A 16,263-nucleotide genomic window follows, 5' to 3' on the forward strand; every position below is an offset into this window, starting at 1 on the left:
GAAGAATCTCTCAGTGAAATGAAAACCAATCTTGTCATTCTGAACGGAGCCTGCGAAGTGAAGAATCTCTCAGTGAACCGAACCCCAATACGTGAGAAAGATTCCTCCTGCCGTCGGAATGACATCCTGCCGTCGGAATGACATTCCCTTGTCATTCTGATACCGAAGTCTCGGTAGAGGAATCTTTCAGTGAAATGAAAACCAATACGTGAAAGAGAGATTCCTCCTGCCGTCGGAATGACAACCGATCGTCGGAATGACATCCTGCCGTCGGAATGACATACTATCGTCGGAATGACAAACGGAATGACAAACGGAATGACAAACTACCTAATTAAGCTTATAAATAACCACAGAATCTTCATCGCTTCCTATAGGATTGTGATACAAGGTATTGAGTACATTCCAAAAGTTGGCATTGATATCAAAATTCCCTGATGCATTAAAACTACCAAACCCGTCAAAATTGGTGCCCATACCCAAAGCATATCCCAACTTGTTGACAATCATTTCTATTTCATCTTCATCACTGCTGAATTCACACTGCATGGTATCAAGACGTACTAAAATAACCCCATTGATGCGTCCTGAGGCGTCATAATATCCATAATTTTTTTGACTATCAAGGCTAAAAAAACCGTCCTCGCTACCTTCTACAGTGGTACCAATAGCGGTTTCATTTGCATCAAATAGTGGACTTCCTGAGAGTGATGTGCAAATGGCTTTTCCATTGATATCGTAGAGCAGTTGACTTTCTTGAGCTAAGATGCCGACAACTACATTGTTGTTATCAAAAATGTAAGGCGAGCCGTCCAAAACATTGCCCACAGCAGTGCCATTAACATCATAAGCTTGCCCCAATACTGGATAATCATACCCAACGATATTTCCATCAACATCGTACTCTAATTCAAAATCTTGACTGAGATATTCTGTGGTGGCTTTAAACGAAACATTACCACAACCAGAACTATTATTAAACAGGTAACTATATGAACCGACTTCTTCTTCAGCACCAAAAACGATACCTTGTGTAATATCTTCATCTGGCGTGTTGGCTATGCTTGTTCTGTCAAACAACGGCATTCCCAAGTTTTCTTCTATCAGATCTAAAGCTTGTGGTACAGATGAAAGGTTGTTGATTTTTACAGGGATAAGACCTTGACCCTCAATATCCCAACGTTTTGTTTTGCCATTAGTCAAACTGATGAGGCTACATTCGTTAGTGAGAGATTGTGCACTATTCCATGGGAATGTATTAGAATCAAGATTGGTAATACGGAGGTTTTCTAAGATACCACTATCATCTACTACTGGTACATCACCGCCTCCATTATCATCGTTTTCATCGTCACTGCTACTACATGAACTAATGACAAAAGCCAATAATGTTATTAAAATAAAAAAAGTTTTACTTAAGGATTTACTTACCCAAAGGGAATTTTTGCTGTTGTTGTGATTTGAAGTTTTCATGAATTTGTTTTTTTAATCTGACAGACATATATTTAAGTTTTTGGTATTTAATATGTTATAATTTTAATTATTTGTTATTAATACCGTGTCAAATTTATTATAAAAAAACATATCATCCAATTTTTTTAAAAAAAAACAAAATATATTTTTAAGCCAAATTTAAAAGTTGTATTTATTTAACGTGAGTTATATTTATTGAAGGTTGTAAATCATATGATTAGATCTTTTTGTTAGCAAATTTTGTCATTTCGACGAAGAATGAGGAGAAATCTCATCCTACTGAGATGTCTCATCGCTCATGCTTCGCTCTATCGACATGACAAATGATTACATATTTTTGTTTGTCATTTCGACGAAGAATGAGGAGAAATCTCATCCTACTGAGATGTCTCGTCACTCATGCTTCGCCCTATCGACATGACAAATGATTACATATCTGTATTTTATTGGAATTTATATCGAACTCACGTTATTTAATATTTTTCCTGTCAGCAATGCATAAATCAACCTTGTATTCTTTTCCTATGGTTTGCAAATATTCGATTGTGAATGGATTTATCCATTTTCTATGATTTCAATTTCTTGCGGTCAATATTTGAATAATGATTGTTAAGGTTTAACTTTTACTATTTTATCACCTTTTTATCACCTTTCATAATTACAAGCTTGCTATTTTTCTCTTTTTTATACTCAATCAGGCACTCATACACCTTTTCAAGACCAACCACAATTTTGTCTTTCAATTCTATTTGTTTATCTCTTTTTGTCATAATAACTCTTTAATTGGTTATACTTTTGGTGGTCAAAAATTATAATGTCTTCTTGCTCTATTTTTTGAGCAATAAGTTCGTGTTTACCGAAAGAATTATCAAAAATTAGAGTTCCGTCCACAATATTTAAATAGATATCATATAGATTTTTAATTCCTTTTAAATACCTTCTTTCGATTACTTCATCAGGAATACTGTGTCCACCTTCCAAAACTCTTATCTTTACTCGTTCTTTTGCAAGCTTTATGTTGTTAAGCTAAAAAAAAAGTAAGCTTACAGTATAGCCCTGATGTTTTGCTTTTAAAATTCTGTTTTTATGGCTTTTTGTGGATAATGTTGTTTCAAAAGCAAAGCTTTCGTTTTCGTTCAAGAGCTCATTTATTCTATCAATCATTATTCGTCCTGACTCAAAAGCTACTTTTTTATGGTTGAAAGGGAGATATCCCTTTAGCTATTTCGTCAGCATTAATAAACTCTCTACAATGTATAATTTCTGGTAAAATTGTAAATGAAGCCGTAGTTTTTCCAGCACCGTTACATCTAGCAATTATGTAAAGATTTTTTTCATCCATTCTTTTGCAAAGTTAGTTATTTTTATGATTCTTGCTCAAGTATTTTTATATACTACAATATGCATAAAATTTACAAAAAGGAGAATTATAGACAATCTTTTTTTAATGAAAATCGTGTTATTAACAACACAGTTTCAAAAGAAAATTCCAACCAATGAAGTGCTTAAAATTGATATACAGGTTTATAAATTAAGTGTTTAAAACAACTTTGAATACTGTTTTGATGTATGGTATAGAATATAGATTTATATTTGGTTTCTTTAAAATGGGTTTGGTTTCTAATAATTAATTAAATTACTGTGATTCAATAGGTTACCTTTAAATATTAAATATGCATATAATTGTTCCTTGTTTTAATGAATACCAGAGAATTAACAAGAAAGCTTATTTAAAATTTTTAAAACACATTCCCCATGTCAATCTCATTTTTTCTGATGACGGTTCATCAGATTACACGGTTTCTGTTTTAAAAGAAATCCAAGAAGTCTTTAAAGATAGAGTGCATGTTTTTGTTTCTGAAAGAAATCAAGGCAAGGCAGAAGCGATCAGATCTGCAGTATTATATATTAAAAATCAAAATTTAAATCCTTATAAAATTGCCTATATCGATGCTGATTTGTCGGTTTCATTAGAAGAATGTTGTGAATTGTCTCAATACATCGATGATGATATACAATTTGTTTTTGGGTCTCGAATTTCAAAAGTTGATAATACGATTATCCGTTCTCCTTTTAGGCATTATTCAGGACGTATGGTTGCTACCACTATTTCGAATATTTTAGGGATTGCTGTTTATGATACCCAGTGCGGATGTAAAATTTTTAAGAGCGGTTTAGCCTTTAAGATTTTTGAAAATCCATTTATCTCAAAGTGGTTGTTTGATGTAGAGATATTTTTTCGCATTATGCAAATGTTTCCTAAAACTGAATTAAAACTCATATCCAGAGAAATTCCTTTAAAATCATGGATAGATGTAGGAGATTCTAAAGTAAAACTGATGTATTTTTTTAGAATGTGGTATGAATTTTATTTAATTAATAAAAAATATCATGGCGTTAATAAAAAAATATAAATATGAATTTGGTATTGTATTCTTAGTTGTTTTAAGAGGATTTCTCAATGCCATAGTTCCTCTGATGGACAAGACAGAGGCAAGGTATGCAGAGATTGCCAGAATCATGCAAGAAACCAATAATTACATTACACCACAAATAGATTACGGTGTACCTTTTTGGGCTAAACCACCCTTATCAACATGGCTGTCGGCTTTAAGTATGGAAGTATTTGGCGTAAATGAGTTTGCTGTGCGTTTGCCTTATCTATTAGCTTCCATTCTCATACTTTATATCGTTTCTAAGTTTGTAAAATCCGGTAAAGCACGTTTGGTCTGTGCCTTTGTTTTATTAACCATTCCAGAGTTTTTGTTGCATGCTGGCGTGGTGTCAACCGATCTGCTTTTATCTTTGTGTGTAACAATGGTTTTTCTTAGTTTTTGGAAAACGATTAATGCTCAAAAAATTAACCATTGGAGCTATCTATTTTATGTGTTTTTAGGTTTTGGGCTTTTGGCTAAAGGTCCTATCATATTCATATTAACCATTCCACCAATTTTTATTTTTACAATTTATCACAAGCAATTCAAAATTTTTTTTAAAAATACGCCATTAATTTCAGGACTTTTATTGATGCTACTCATAGCAGTTCCTTGGTATTATCTAGCAGAGCAAGAAACAAAAGGTTTTCTTGAATATTTTATCATTGGCGAGCATTTTAAGCGTTTTTTTGACTCAGACGGTTGGGAAGGTGATAAGTACGGTTTTGCCAAAACACAAGCCTTGGGTATAATATGGTTTTTTTTATTTGCGTTTGCGTTTCCTTGGATACAGATTTTGGCTGTAAAACTTTGGGAATCTAAAAGACAAATCCTACAAAACAAATGGGTAAGCTTTCTTTTGCTTTGGTTATTGTGGACGCCTTTTTTCTTTACCTTTTCAAGCAGTTTGATCCACACTTATATTTTACCGTCAATAGTTCCTATCGCTTTATTGATAAGCTATTATTGGCCAACTTACAATCACAAAAAATTAGCCATTCGGTTGAGTCTTATTTTTCCAATTTTGATTGTTTTTGCTACAACAATATTTCTGTTGTTCAGCGATGTGAAATATTACACAAAAACAGACAAATACATCTTAAATCATGAGACCTTATCTGACTACAAAATTTATTATTTGAATAAAAAAAGCTATTCTAGTCAGTTTTATAGTGAAGGAAAGATTAAAAACATTAGTATTAAAGCCTTTAAACAAAAGAGTTTACCGCAAAAACCATTTGCATTAATTATAAAAAAAAGAGATTTGAAGAACGTCAGTCCTTCTCAATTTAAACAATTGGATATAGTAGATTCTAATGCACATGCCAAATTATACCTGATACAAAAAAAAGAAATTATGTTTTCAACAAACTCTCAATTCTAAATTGATTTAAAAGATAATTTGCATTTTTAAATGTCTGATCAATATGCTTTGATTAGTAACTTATATTATATTTTTTTGAATAGATTTCCATTAACTTTGTAATCTAAAAGTTTTTGTATGATAAGTGATAAACAATTTCAAAAAGAAATTGATTTGATAATAGAAAATGCGGTTAGAGAAGATGTTGGCGATGGCGATTATTCGTCTTTGGCTTGTATTCCAAATGATGCTGAAGGTAAAGCTCAACTTCTAATCAAAGACAATGGCGTTATCGCAGGAATCGATTTTGCAAAACAAGTTTTTAACTATGTCGATGCTGAAATAGAAGTTAAAACACTTCTTAATGATGGAGATAAAGTTGATAATGCTGATGTGGCATTTACAGTATCAGGTTCAAGCCAATCCATCTTAAAATCTGAACGTTTGGTTTTAAACGCAATGCAGCGTATGAGTGCAATTGCAACCAAAACCCATAGATTTGTTGAGCAACTCAAAGACACAAAAACTCAAATTTTAGATACACGAAAAACCACGCCAGGCATTCGTGCCCTTGAAAAATGGGCAGTAAAAATCGGCGGTGGCGTCAATCATCGTTTTGCCCTTTATGATATGATTATGCTGAAAGACAATCATATCGATTTTGCTGGTGGCATTGCTCAAGCTATTCAAAAAACTAACAAATACTTAAAAACACATCATTTAGATTTAAAGATTATCGTTGAAGCAAGAAACTTAGAAGAAGTTGAATTGATTTTAAAACAAGATAATGTATATAGAATTTTGCTCGACAATTTCAATTATCAAGACACCAAAAAAGCTGTGGACATGATAGGGCAGAAGTGCTACACAGAATCCAGCGGTGGCATTACTTTAGAAACGGCAAAGCAATATGCTGATTGTGGTGTAGATTTTATATCAAGTGGAGCCTTAACACATTCGGTTCATAATATGGACATGAGCCTTAAAGCGATTTAAAATGCCAGACAGTTTAGACAAAAGCCTATCAAAAACACCAATTGTTAAAGATATTGCGAAAGTATGCAAGAAAATTAAACTGCCAAAATTAGAAGGATTTACTCTTTATGATTTGATTAAACTGTATTTGTTTGGCATCATAAAAGGCACATTTTCAACACGGGCAAGCTCCATTGCTTTTAGTTTTTTTATGGCTATTTTTCCGTTTTTATTGTTTATTTTAAACCTGATTCCTTTCATTACGTTTATAGATAATTTTCAAGATGAAGTCCTTTATTTTATAGAAGATTTATTGCCTACACAAGCAGCAAATTTTTTTAATGAAATTTTTCTTGATATTGCCAACAATCCAAGAGCTGGCTTGTTGTCTTTTGTTTTTTTATTGTCTATTTTTTTAATGTCAAATGGTGTCAATGCCATTTTTACCAGTTTTGAGTTTTCTTATCATACCAAAATCAATCGCACAATTATACGCCAATATATTGTAGCTGTTGGCGTAGCTTTGATTATTGCGATTTTACTTTTAATTTCGGTAGCGGTTACAATTTACTTTACCTATATGATTGAAAACTTAACAGATCTCGGCATTGTTGGCGACACTATTTTATGGGCTGAAATTGGTCGATATGCCACATTGCTGATCATGCTTTATTTAGGAATTGCCATTTTGTATTACTTTGGAACCAGAGAAGGGCGAGAGTCTAGTTTTTTCTCAATCGGAGCATTGTTCACGACTTTCTTGATTACCATAACAACCTATTTGTTTTCGTTTTATATAGAAAATTTTTCTAATTATAACAAATTGTATGGCTCAATTGGTGCATTATTAATTTTGATGATTTATATTTGGCTAAACTCTAATATATTTTTACTGGGTTTTGAACTCAATGCCAGCATACAAAAACTCAAAAAACAATCTTGATTTCTACATTTTTTGTCAAATCATTTTTTTATGGATTTATATATAGAAGTTTTATATCTGAGCAAAAAAAATGGAGATGCTCAAATCTTTATAAAAAGCCATGCTTACAAGCAAGCAAAATTTGGTGTTTGATTTTTTTTTAAAAAAAACTTAGCAAAAGATGATAGATTTATAAGAAGAAATGTTAAATTTGACAAAACAATTTAGTTATGATAAAATACATTTTAGCCACAATTTTAATATGCCAAATATCAGTAGCTCAACAATTTGAAGGTTATTGGAAAACTGTTGATGAAGATGGTGAAGCAAAATCAATTGTAAAAGTATATAAAACAGAAAACGGTAATATTGAAGGCAAAGTACTCCGCATTCTCAATGAATCTAGACGAGACAGATTATGTACAAAGTGTAAAGGCGATAAAAAGGATAAACCCATTGAAGGTTTAGTTATTATCGAAGATCTTAAACCCAAAGGTAATGAATGTGTTGATGGTGAAATCACCGATCCAGAAAACGGAAAAACCTACACTTGCAAAATTTGGATAGTTCAAGACAATAAAGATGTTTTGAATGTCAGAGGCTATTGGGCATTTTTTTACAGAACACAATATTGGCAAAGAGTAGAAAATATAAACGATTATCTTAAAGGTTAATGATATGAAACTGTATTTAACTTTTTTAACTTTTTTTGTAACACTAATGGCAATATCTCAAAACAGTTTGCAAAAAACCCCAAACCCTAAAGCTTTAAACATTGACACAAGCTATGAAACGCTTACTTTTCCATCAAAAGATGGATTAGAAATTTCGGCACGTCTCTATCAAGCACAATCCAAAGCCCAACCAATTTTGCTATGTCATCAGGCACGATACAACAAACAAGAATATGCCGATATTGCACCAAGACTACGTGAAATGGGCTACACCGCCTTAGCCATTGATCAACGCTCAGGTGGAGATTTTGCAGGCGAGTCCAATCAAACTTTTGAAAGAGCCAAAGCCCAAGGCATATCAACAGATTATGTTGATGCACAACAAGACATAGAAGCGGCATTAGATTATTTATATCAAAAAACCAAGCAACCTGTCATTTTATGGGGAAGTTCTTATTCATCAGCTTTGGTGTTTTTTGTTGCTAAAAAATATCCCGAGAAAGTCAAAGCCGTAATAAGTTTCAGTCCAGGTAATTATTTTGGCGACAAACGCGAAAATTTAAGTATTGTTTTTAAAGAACTCAAACAACCATTTTGGGTAACATCATCTTTAGAAGAATCTAAATTATTGTCTCAATTAGTAAATCACAATAATCTACAACAAAATCAAACCCAATTCATCCCAAAACAAAAAGGTCATCACGGTTCAAAAGCCTTATGGGTTAATCAGATACACAGCGAAGAATATTGGGCGTCTTTAAAAGCGTTTTTGAATAGCATAAAATAAAGCAGAGTTTGTCAAAACAGTCGCTTGACATCATTTTTGAAGATAATCATATAATTGTTGTCAATAAACCCGTTGGGCGTTTAGTGCAAGGCGATTCAACAGGCGACGAGCCACTTAGTGAAACCGTAAAAACCTATCTCAAACACAAATACAACAAGGCTGGCAATGTCTATTTGGGCGTAGTCCACAGATTAGACCGACCTACAAGTGGAGTTTTGCTATTTGCCAAAACCTCTAAAGCCTTATCACGACTCAACAAACAATTTAGCGAACGCCAAACCCAAAAGATATATTGGGCAATGGTCAAAAACAAACCTGATAAAAATCAAGCTCGCCTCACGCATTATTTAAAGCGTAATCCCAAACAGAACAAATCATACGCCTATCCCAAAGAAATTCCAAGCTCAAAACAAGCCATTCTAAAATACAAGGTTCTGAAGTCTTTAGAGCATTATCATCTTTTAGAAATTGAGATAGAAACGGGTCGTCATCATCAAATACGCTCGCAACTCTCTTATATTGGCAGTCCTATCAAAGGCGATTTAAAATACGGAGCCAAACGCAGCAATCCAGACGGCGGTATTCACCTTCACGCCAAAAAGTTATGCCTTATTCATCCAACAAAAAAAGAGAAAATGTGTTTTGAAGCCAAATTGCCTGATGATAGATTGTGGCAAAATGTAGAAGAAAAACATTAAAAAACAAACAAAAAATACTTACATTTGTCCTGCATTTGGTTTTGCAAATTCTGTTTTAGAATTGTAAATTAAAAGGGAATATCGTGAAAATCGATAGCTGTTCCCGCAACTGTAAACTTTGTGCTGACAACCTTGTCAGTATGCTTTACAAATCACTTCGCACCACTGTTTTATAACGGGAAGGTTTTTTGTAAAGACGCAAGCCAGGAGACCTGCCAAGATGCCTAAATCAATTCATAAAACCTTCGGGATAGAGGTTTTTGGAAGTTATGTTTAGTAAATCTGTTTTAGTTTTTGCAATCTTAGGCTCATCAATTTTATGGGCTCAACACCATCATGTTCAGACTTTAGATACGATTTATTTGTCAGATCAACATTTAAAAGTATTTAATATTGGGCAAAAACAAACCCAAATTTCAGATTCAGAAATTCAAAAGTCTTCCTTTGCCTTGACAGATTTATTACAACAGCACAGTATGATATATTTTAAACAAAATGGTTATGGCATGGTTTCTTCGCCCGCATTCAGAGGAACTACTGCTTCACAAACGGCTGTGATTTGGAATGGTATAAATATCAATTCACAATTGACAGGTCAAACAGATTTTAATACCTTGCTCAGTGCAAATTTTTCATCAATAGCTATAAAATATGGTGGTGGCAGCGTGTTTTATGGCACTGGTGCTATAGGTGGAAGCATTCATCTTAATCAAGATTTACCAAAGGAGCTTAAAGAAGAACATCATTTTCAGTCGGTCTATGGTAGTTTTAACACATTTGAAACTAAATATAGTTATCAAAATCAATTTGATAAGATTCAATTCAAATTGGCTTTTGCCAGAAAACAATCTGATAACGACTATAAAATCCCTTCGCAAAACCGACGAAATGAAAATGGTAAGTTTAATATCAATAGTCTTGATGCAATTGTCAACTTTGAACTGAGCAATAACAATCAGTTAAAGTATTTTGGCAATTATACCTTTGGCGAACGTCACTTTTCGCTTATCACACATAGTGATCCTAAAACCAAGTTTGATAATAATGATACTAGAAATATGTTGGAATGGCAAAGTCGTTGGAAAAATTATCAATCAAAGTTAAAACTGGCTTTATTGACAGAAGATTTTACATATTACGATAATCTGAACCGCAACACATCAACGTCTTCCAAACTTACAACGCAATGGTTTCAATATGAGTTTTGGATTGAGCTAAAAAAGATAAAGATTAATTCTGTTCTTCATTATCAAAACAGCCAATCTGAAAGTGATCAACTCTTTGATGCTGATAGAGATATTGCTGGAGTTTCGGTGTTGTTTCAACATCAAATCAACAAAAAGTTTGATTATGAAGTCTCTTTAAGACAAGACGTTAATGATGATTTTAAAAATCCGTTTTTATTGAGTTTAGGGACATCATACCAACCCAATACAAATTTGACCATACGTTGGCATGCTTCAAAAGACTACCGATTGCCAACATTCAATGATCTGTTTTGGATCAATGGTGGAAATCCAAATTTGGATGCAGAAACTTCATATCAAACCGAGTTGGGTGCAGATTTTAGTTTTGAGCGTTTAAGTTTTTCATCAACTGGATTTTATAACGATATCAACGATATGATAAGATGGCTACCCGATGCAGAAAATATTTGGAGACCACTAAACACAGACCAGGTGCAAACTTATGGTGTAGAAACCTCTGTTGGGTATCAAATGCCATTGACCAGTCTATCTTCTTTAAAATTTAAAGGTCAATATGCTTATACCATTTCAGAAAATCAAGATACAGGAAAGCAATTGATTTACGTTCCGTATCATCAAGCCAACGCAGAACTATCTTATGTCAATCGCCTTTGGTCTAGCCAACTCTATTGGCGATATACTGGTTCGGTATTTACACAGTCTGACAATAATCCAAATAAAAAAGTTTCAGCCTATAACTTGTTTGATTTTCAAGTTTCACGCCAAATTCCAGAGTTTTTACATTCTGAACTAAGTCTTAGGCTTCAAAATATATTTGATTTAGCCTACGAAACAGTAAATAACAGACCAATGCCTGGTCGATCAATACATATCAGTTTAAACACACAATTCTAAATTTTAAAACTATGAAAACTAAGACAACCATTTTTATTTTTTTGACAAGCCTAATATTTTTATCCTGTTCTTCAGACGACGATGTTTCTAATATTCCTGAACCATCTGTTGAATTTGACGAAGGTGTTTTTGTTTTAAATGAAGGCGGAGAAGGAGATGTTACCTATATTTCAAATGATTTTTCGAGGATTGAGCAAAACATTTTTTCGAGCATTAATCCTGATGAAACTTTAGGTCAGTTTGCTCAGAGTATATTTTTTGATGACAACAACAGGGCTTATATCATTTCAAATGGCTCTAATTTAATAACTGTAGTCGATCGGTTTAGTTTTGAAAAGCTTGGTGAAATCACTACGGGCTTAGATGTGCCACGGTATGGTTTGGTTAAGGATGGCAAAGCCTATGTTACTAATCAAGCCTCTTTTAATGCAAGTGATGATGATTTTGTGGCTATTATAGACATCAATGCATTAGAAGTTGAAAATATTATCAATATTGGAGAAACAGTTGAATTTATAAAAACCGATGGGCAATTGATTTATGTTCAAAATGCAGCTTATGGTTTTGGAAACAAGATTTCGGTTATAAATCCTAATAATAATAGTGTAACCTCACAAATTGAAACCAATATTGGGTTGCAAAATATAGTTGTTTATGGCAATTTTCTGTATGCGTTACATGAGTCTGGTATAGATCAAATAGACTTAAACACATTAGACATATCAAGCACCAAAACATTAGATAATGAGCTATATGGTGCCAAGAATTTAAGAATTTTCAACGATAATATCTATTATACATATGAAAATTCGGTTTATAAAACTCAGCTATCATCAAGCACTTTAAATAACGAACCCCTTTTGTCGTATAATTCTTCTTCAGAATTTGGCACAATGTATGGATTTGAAGTTAATGATGGATTTATATATATCAGTGATGCTAAGGATTTTGTGTCAGATGGTTTTGTTGAAATTTATGATGTTGAAGGCAATTTTATATTTGAAACAAATGTGGGATTAGCTCCAAATGGATTTTACTTCAATTAGAGTCATGTTTTTGTTTTAAATATTGATAGATAGCCATTTGTGAGCGTATTACAGGCATATCATCATGTCTAACAACATACTTATTCTGAGCATCTTTATCAATTATTCGGGCTTTAATATTGTCTTGGCATTGCAACTCTAAAATATCTTTGAGTTCTTGTTTTAGATTGTCATTGTATATAGGAGTTAGCACTTCAATACCTCTGTCTATGTTGCGTGTCATCAAGTCTGCACTTCCTATAAAAATTTTATCTTTTCCACCACTATAAAAATTGTATATTCGTCCGTGTTCTATAAATTGGTCAATAATACTAGTGACTGTAATGTTTTCACTAATATTTTCTAAATCAGGAATCAAACAACAAAGGCTTCTAACAACAAGCCTTACTTTTACGCCGTTTTTTGAAGCTTTGTACAATAGTTTAATAATGTTTTCATCTTCAAGACTATTCATTTTGGCGGTAATTTTAGCAGGTTTACTCAGTTTAGCTTGATCTATTTCTTTTAAAATCAGTTTATCAAAGCGTTTACGGGTATTGAATGGAGAAACCATTAGCTTTTTTACCCGAGGTATAATCAGCTCGCCCTCAATAACTTGAAAAACGCGAATAAGCTCTTGAGTAATTTTTTCATCGGCAGTAAAAAGACCGTGATCGCAGTAGATTTTAGAAGTTTTAGCATTAAAATCTCCCGTTCCAATATAGGCGTATTGTTTAACTTTGTCTAATTCTTGCCTGCTGACAATAAGGATTTTGGAATGTATATTGATTTTAGGAGAACTGTATATCACCTGAGCACCATAGTCTTTAAGTTGTTTGCCCCATTCAAAATTGTTTTGCTTATCAAATCTTGCTTTGGTTTCGATAAAAACAGTAAGTTTTTTGCCTTTGCTAAGAGCCTTCAATAGAGAAGAGGTGAGTTTTGAGGTTTTGCCAATACGATAAAGAGTGATTTTGATCTCTTTGACATGCTCATCTTCAGCTGCTTGTTTTACAAAATTTTCTAAAATATCAAAAGACATATAAGGATAATGAACCAGTTGATCTTGAGCCTTAATGGCTGTAAAAAAATCTTTGTTAGAACTTAATATTTTATGTGGAATCGGTTTTAAATCTTTGTTGTGCAGATTTTTGTTTTGAGTTGGATCTGAAAAATCAAAAAAATCTTTGAAGTTGAGATATCTTCCACCAGGCATCAAATCTACTTTTGTAAGTTTAAAGTAGTGTTTTAAAAATTTGAGTTGCTGTTGTGGGATGTTGAAATCATAAAGTATTCTTGTAGCTTGGTTGATATCTGTTTTAGAAAAAGACTCTAAAATTTTTTCTTTAAGTTCACCTTCAAACTCATCTTCAACAAACAACTCTGTATCACGAGATAGTTTGATTTGATAAGCCCTTACAAAGGTTTTGTGTTTAAATAAATATTTGCAATGTTGTTTTATGATATCATCTATAACAAGGATTTTAAAGTTGTTGTCTTGGCTTTCAATGTTTACAAAACGCGATAATTTTGAAGGAATATCAACTAAACCAAAACAATCTTCTTCTCCAAAATCTACAAATAAATACAGTTCTTCATTTTTTAAAAAAACGCTTTTCTTGTCACTGCTTTTAATGATTTTAGGAGTTATAAGATCAGCGATATGAGTTTTAAAATAATGGGCGATTTGATCATAAATCTGATGGATAGAATCGCTGTCAGTGATTAGCTCTATGCGATTGATTTTTAACTGCGGAATGATATGTTTAAAAAAAATATGCTCAAACTGAATTTGTTGTTGTTTTATAATTTTTTGAATGGTTTTGAGAGTTTTGTTTGGTTTCAGTGCTGATTTTTTTCTTTGAGATTTATCAAGTCTTTTAATTTGACGTAATAGAGAAACTCTAACTTTAAAAAACTCGTCTAAATTTGATGAAAAAATTGCTAAAAATTTTAAGCGTTCATAAAGTGGATTATTTTGGTCTTCGGCTTCTTGTAGAAATCTTTGGTTAAAGCTTAGCCAATCTATATCTCTGTGCTTTAGTGGTAGGTCTGCCATGTTTTATGCTTTGAGTTTCAAACTTAATAATTATTGACATAAACAGTTTTACCACAGGGTTAAGTTTGTTGTAGCTATTGTTTCAGAAAAGAGTATTTTTTAACGGTCTCGGGTATGAAAAGTAGCGTGCAAATATGCGAGACTTTTCGGTTAATAATTAACTTTTTAAATATAATCAAAACATTGGATTCAGCAATTAAGTAGCTATTTTTTATACCCATTGTTGGCTGTAGTTTTTTATATTCCGTAATTTTGTATTTTAGACACGTGGAAGAACAAGGATACATAGAATTAAGAGTTACAAATAAGGACAACACTTTAAGTCCTAAAGACATTGATATAAATGAGGTTAAAGATTTTATATCAGATGTAGAGTCTTTCTTATATCCTAACAGAAAGGAAAAACAAAATCGACCGCATATTTCATATGATATTGAAGAAGGTTCTGCTAAACATAAATTCTTTTTGCCAATTACGGCAGTTATTTTATTTAATGGTTTAACAAGCGAGATAAAGAACAGAAATAATCTTGATTTTTTAGATTATAAACGTCAATCGATTATTGACAAGTTTCAAAAGATAGCAGTAAAAGAAGGTTATGTGATTGAGTTTAATAATTCAATGTCTAAAGAATCTTCTTTAGTTATTGATTATACTACTAATTTTGAGATGATTGCACCAACTTTTTATGAAAGTGAATTTTATTTATATGGTGAGATATATCAAGAAGGTGGGAAAAACCCGAATCTTCATATAAGTACGAAAAAGTATGGAAATCTTACAATCTCTGCTACTAAAGAGCAAATAATGGATGGTGAGAAAAAAACATATAAGCCATATGGGATTAAAGTTCGTGGGAAAAAAAGTTTTGAAGATGATTCCTTAACAGATTTGGAATTAATCGAATTTATCCAGTATAAGCCTGTATTTAATAAATCTCTTTTAAATAAAGTAATTGAAAAAGCGTCTGTTAATTTAAGTAAAATTACAAACGTAGATTCTTGGTTAGATGATATTAAAGCTGAAGGAATATGAAAGGGATAAATAGTGTTCTTTTAGATAGTTCCTTTTGTATTAGGCTATTGAAGTCAGATGCGGATTTTCATCAAAATACAGTAGATTATTTTGAATATTTTTTAGAAAATGGAATTGAAATTTATCTTTCTACAATTGTTGTTAGTGAGTATGCAGTTGGTGACAATCCAGATAATTTACTCTCTTTGAATTCATTCCGCTTATTAGAATTTGATTATGCAGACGCTAAATTTGCAGGTCAATTTTTAGCAACTTTGAGAAGTCTCGGAAAATTCGGTGATTTTGGTGATAGAAAAGTAGTGATAAACGATATTAAATTGTTTTCTCAAATTCACAATAGAAATATTGACGCATTTGTTACTAAAGACAGAAAATCATTAACAAAAATGATTGAACCTTTGTCGGACTCGCATAATTTGAAATTTAAGTTTATAGACTTGTCTATTCCGCTAAATGATAAGTTAGGACGGTTGTTTTAAATTCTGACTAACGTAAAATTATATCACTGTAAATCAGTTATTTATATTTTATTCAACATTTCAATTTTAAATCCTAAACCTACTCAATTTTACGTTAGCCGAGGGACTAAAGTTTCTATGAGTCTATGAGGGATTATTGCTAACGTTTGGGCTATATGTAGTTCTGTGCAAAAATGCCACCACTTTTCAGCCATTCAACAAAGTTAGCAAATAATCTCAGAACTTCGGTTAAGCAC

At 32.3% G+C, this 16,263-nt stretch carries 13 protein-coding genes, 1 pseudogene and 1 riboswitch; of the genes and pseudogenes, 11 read left to right on the forward strand and 3 right to left on the reverse strand.

The window, feature by feature from the left end:
• Positions 1-330 precede the first annotated feature (330 nt).
• Together ACSSV5_RS11725 and ACSSV5_RS11730 are read right to left on the reverse strand one after the other, a co-directional pair.
• A complete protein-coding gene (locus ACSSV5_RS11725) occupies positions 331-1,473 on the reverse strand; it encodes a hypothetical protein (RefSeq protein WP_454246015.1) in 1,143 nt (380 codons plus the stop codon).
• 753 nt (positions 1,474-2,226) lie between these two features.
• A pseudogene (locus ACSSV5_RS11730) lies at positions 2,227-2,815 on the reverse strand (zeta toxin family protein).
• 331 nt (positions 2,816-3,146) lie between these two features.
• Between ACSSV5_RS11730 and ACSSV5_RS11735 the strand changes: the two are divergent.
• From ACSSV5_RS11735 to ACSSV5_RS11775, 9 genes are all read left to right on the forward strand, one after another.
• Positions 3,147-3,887 (forward strand): glycosyltransferase, encoded by a 741-nt coding sequence (locus tag ACSSV5_RS11735; RefSeq protein ID WP_454246016.1) that lies wholly within the window; start codon positions 3,147-3,149, stop codon positions 3,885-3,887.
• Positions 3,865-5,292, forward strand: a complete 1,428-nt coding sequence (locus tag ACSSV5_RS11740) for an ArnT family glycosyltransferase (RefSeq protein ID WP_454246017.1) — start codon at positions 3,865-3,867, stop codon at positions 5,290-5,292. The genes ACSSV5_RS11735 and ACSSV5_RS11740 overlap by 23 nt, the downstream gene beginning before the upstream one ends.
• Before the next feature lie 117 nt (positions 5,293-5,409).
• Positions 5,410-6,267, forward strand: a complete 858-nt coding sequence (gene nadC, locus ACSSV5_RS11745; protein ID WP_454246018.1) for a carboxylating nicotinate-nucleotide diphosphorylase — start codon at positions 5,410-5,412, stop codon at positions 6,265-6,267.
• Position 6,268: 1 nt separating this feature from the next.
• Positions 6,269-7,189: a YihY/virulence factor BrkB family protein gene (locus tag ACSSV5_RS11750; RefSeq protein ID WP_454246019.1), complete on the forward strand. Its 921-nt coding sequence runs from the start codon at positions 6,269-6,271 to the stop codon at positions 7,187-7,189.
• A gap of 209 nt (positions 7,190-7,398) precedes the next feature.
• The gene (locus tag ACSSV5_RS11755) at positions 7,399-7,842 is read left to right on the forward strand and encodes a DUF2147 domain-containing protein (RefSeq protein ID WP_454246020.1); all 444 of its coding nucleotides are present in this window, start codon (positions 7,399-7,401) and stop codon (positions 7,840-7,842) included.
• A gap of 4 nt (positions 7,843-7,846) precedes the next feature.
• Positions 7,847-8,629 carry an alpha/beta hydrolase gene (locus ACSSV5_RS11760; protein ID WP_211066391.1) on the forward strand — a complete coding sequence of 261 codons (783 nt, stop codon included), beginning with the start codon at positions 7,847-7,849 and terminating at the stop codon, positions 8,627-8,629.
• Between the two features lie 8 nt (positions 8,630-8,637).
• Positions 8,638-9,327 (forward strand): RluA family pseudouridine synthase, encoded by a 690-nt coding sequence (locus ACSSV5_RS11765; RefSeq protein WP_454246021.1) that lies wholly within the window; start codon positions 8,638-8,640, stop codon positions 9,325-9,327.
• 19 nt (positions 9,328-9,346) lie between these two features.
• Positions 9,347-9,561: riboswitch (cobalamin riboswitch) on the forward strand.
• Positions 9,562-9,596: 35 nt separating this feature from the next.
• Complete coding sequence (locus tag ACSSV5_RS11770; RefSeq protein ID WP_454246022.1) at positions 9,597-11,429, forward strand: TonB-dependent receptor plug domain-containing protein; 1,833 nt, start codon at positions 9,597-9,599, stop codon at positions 11,427-11,429.
• A gap of 11 nt (positions 11,430-11,440) precedes the next feature.
• On the forward strand, positions 11,441-12,475 hold the full coding sequence (locus ACSSV5_RS11775) for a YncE family protein (protein ID WP_454246023.1): 1,035 nt from the start codon (positions 11,441-11,443) through the stop codon (positions 12,473-12,475).
• Here ACSSV5_RS11775 and ppk1 read toward each other — a convergent pair.
• Complete coding sequence (gene ppk1 / locus ACSSV5_RS11780) at positions 12,468-14,513, reverse strand: polyphosphate kinase 1 (protein ID WP_454246024.1); 2,046 nt, start codon at positions 14,511-14,513, stop codon at positions 12,468-12,470. The genes ACSSV5_RS11775 and ppk1 overlap by 8 nt on opposite strands.
• Before the next feature lie 267 nt (positions 14,514-14,780).
• On the opposite strand from ppk1, the gene ACSSV5_RS11785 reads away from it, so the two are divergent.
• Complete coding sequence (locus ACSSV5_RS11785) at positions 14,781-15,548, forward strand: hypothetical protein (protein ID WP_454246025.1); 768 nt, start codon at positions 14,781-14,783, stop codon at positions 15,546-15,548.
• Positions 15,545-16,027: a hypothetical protein gene (locus ACSSV5_RS11790; RefSeq protein ID WP_454246026.1), complete on the forward strand. Its 483-nt coding sequence runs from the start codon at positions 15,545-15,547 to the stop codon at positions 16,025-16,027. The genes ACSSV5_RS11785 and ACSSV5_RS11790 overlap by 4 nt, the downstream gene beginning before the upstream one ends.
• Positions 16,028-16,263 lie beyond the last annotated feature (236 nt).

This window comes from Psychroflexus sp. MBR-150 (assembly GCF_053628795.1).

What these genes read in the sequence shown, in the direction of transcription:
- ACSSV5_RS11725 (WP_454246015.1), bottom strand. Translation starts at nt 1,473, where the DNA reads ATGAAAACTTCAAATCACAACAACAGCAAAAATTCCCTTTGGGTAAGT.
- ACSSV5_RS11735 (WP_454246016.1), top strand. Translation starts at nt 3,147, where the DNA reads ATGCATATAATTGTTCCTTGTTTTAATGAATACCAGAGAATTAACAAG.
- ACSSV5_RS11740 (WP_454246017.1), top strand. Translation starts at nt 3,865, where the DNA reads ATGGCGTTAATAAAAAAATATAAATATGAATTTGGTATTGTATTCTTA.
- nadC (WP_454246018.1), top strand. Translation starts at nt 5,410, where the DNA reads ATGATAAGTGATAAACAATTTCAAAAAGAAATTGATTTGATAATAGAA.
- ACSSV5_RS11750 (WP_454246019.1), top strand. Translation starts at nt 6,269, where the DNA reads ATGCCAGACAGTTTAGACAAAAGCCTATCAAAAACACCAATTGTTAAA.
- ACSSV5_RS11755 (WP_454246020.1), top strand. Translation starts at nt 7,399, where the DNA reads ATGATAAAATACATTTTAGCCACAATTTTAATATGCCAAATATCAGTA.
- ACSSV5_RS11760 (WP_211066391.1), top strand. Translation starts at nt 7,847, where the DNA reads ATGAAACTGTATTTAACTTTTTTAACTTTTTTTGTAACACTAATGGCA.
- ACSSV5_RS11770 (WP_454246022.1), top strand. Translation starts at nt 9,597, where the DNA reads ATGTTTAGTAAATCTGTTTTAGTTTTTGCAATCTTAGGCTCATCAATT.
- ACSSV5_RS11775 (WP_454246023.1), top strand. Translation starts at nt 11,441, where the DNA reads ATGAAAACTAAGACAACCATTTTTATTTTTTTGACAAGCCTAATATTT.
- ppk1 (WP_454246024.1), bottom strand. Translation starts at nt 14,513, where the DNA reads ATGGCAGACCTACCACTAAAGCACAGAGATATAGATTGGCTAAGCTTT.
- ACSSV5_RS11790 (WP_454246026.1), top strand. Translation starts at nt 15,545, where the DNA reads ATGAAAGGGATAAATAGTGTTCTTTTAGATAGTTCCTTTTGTATTAGG.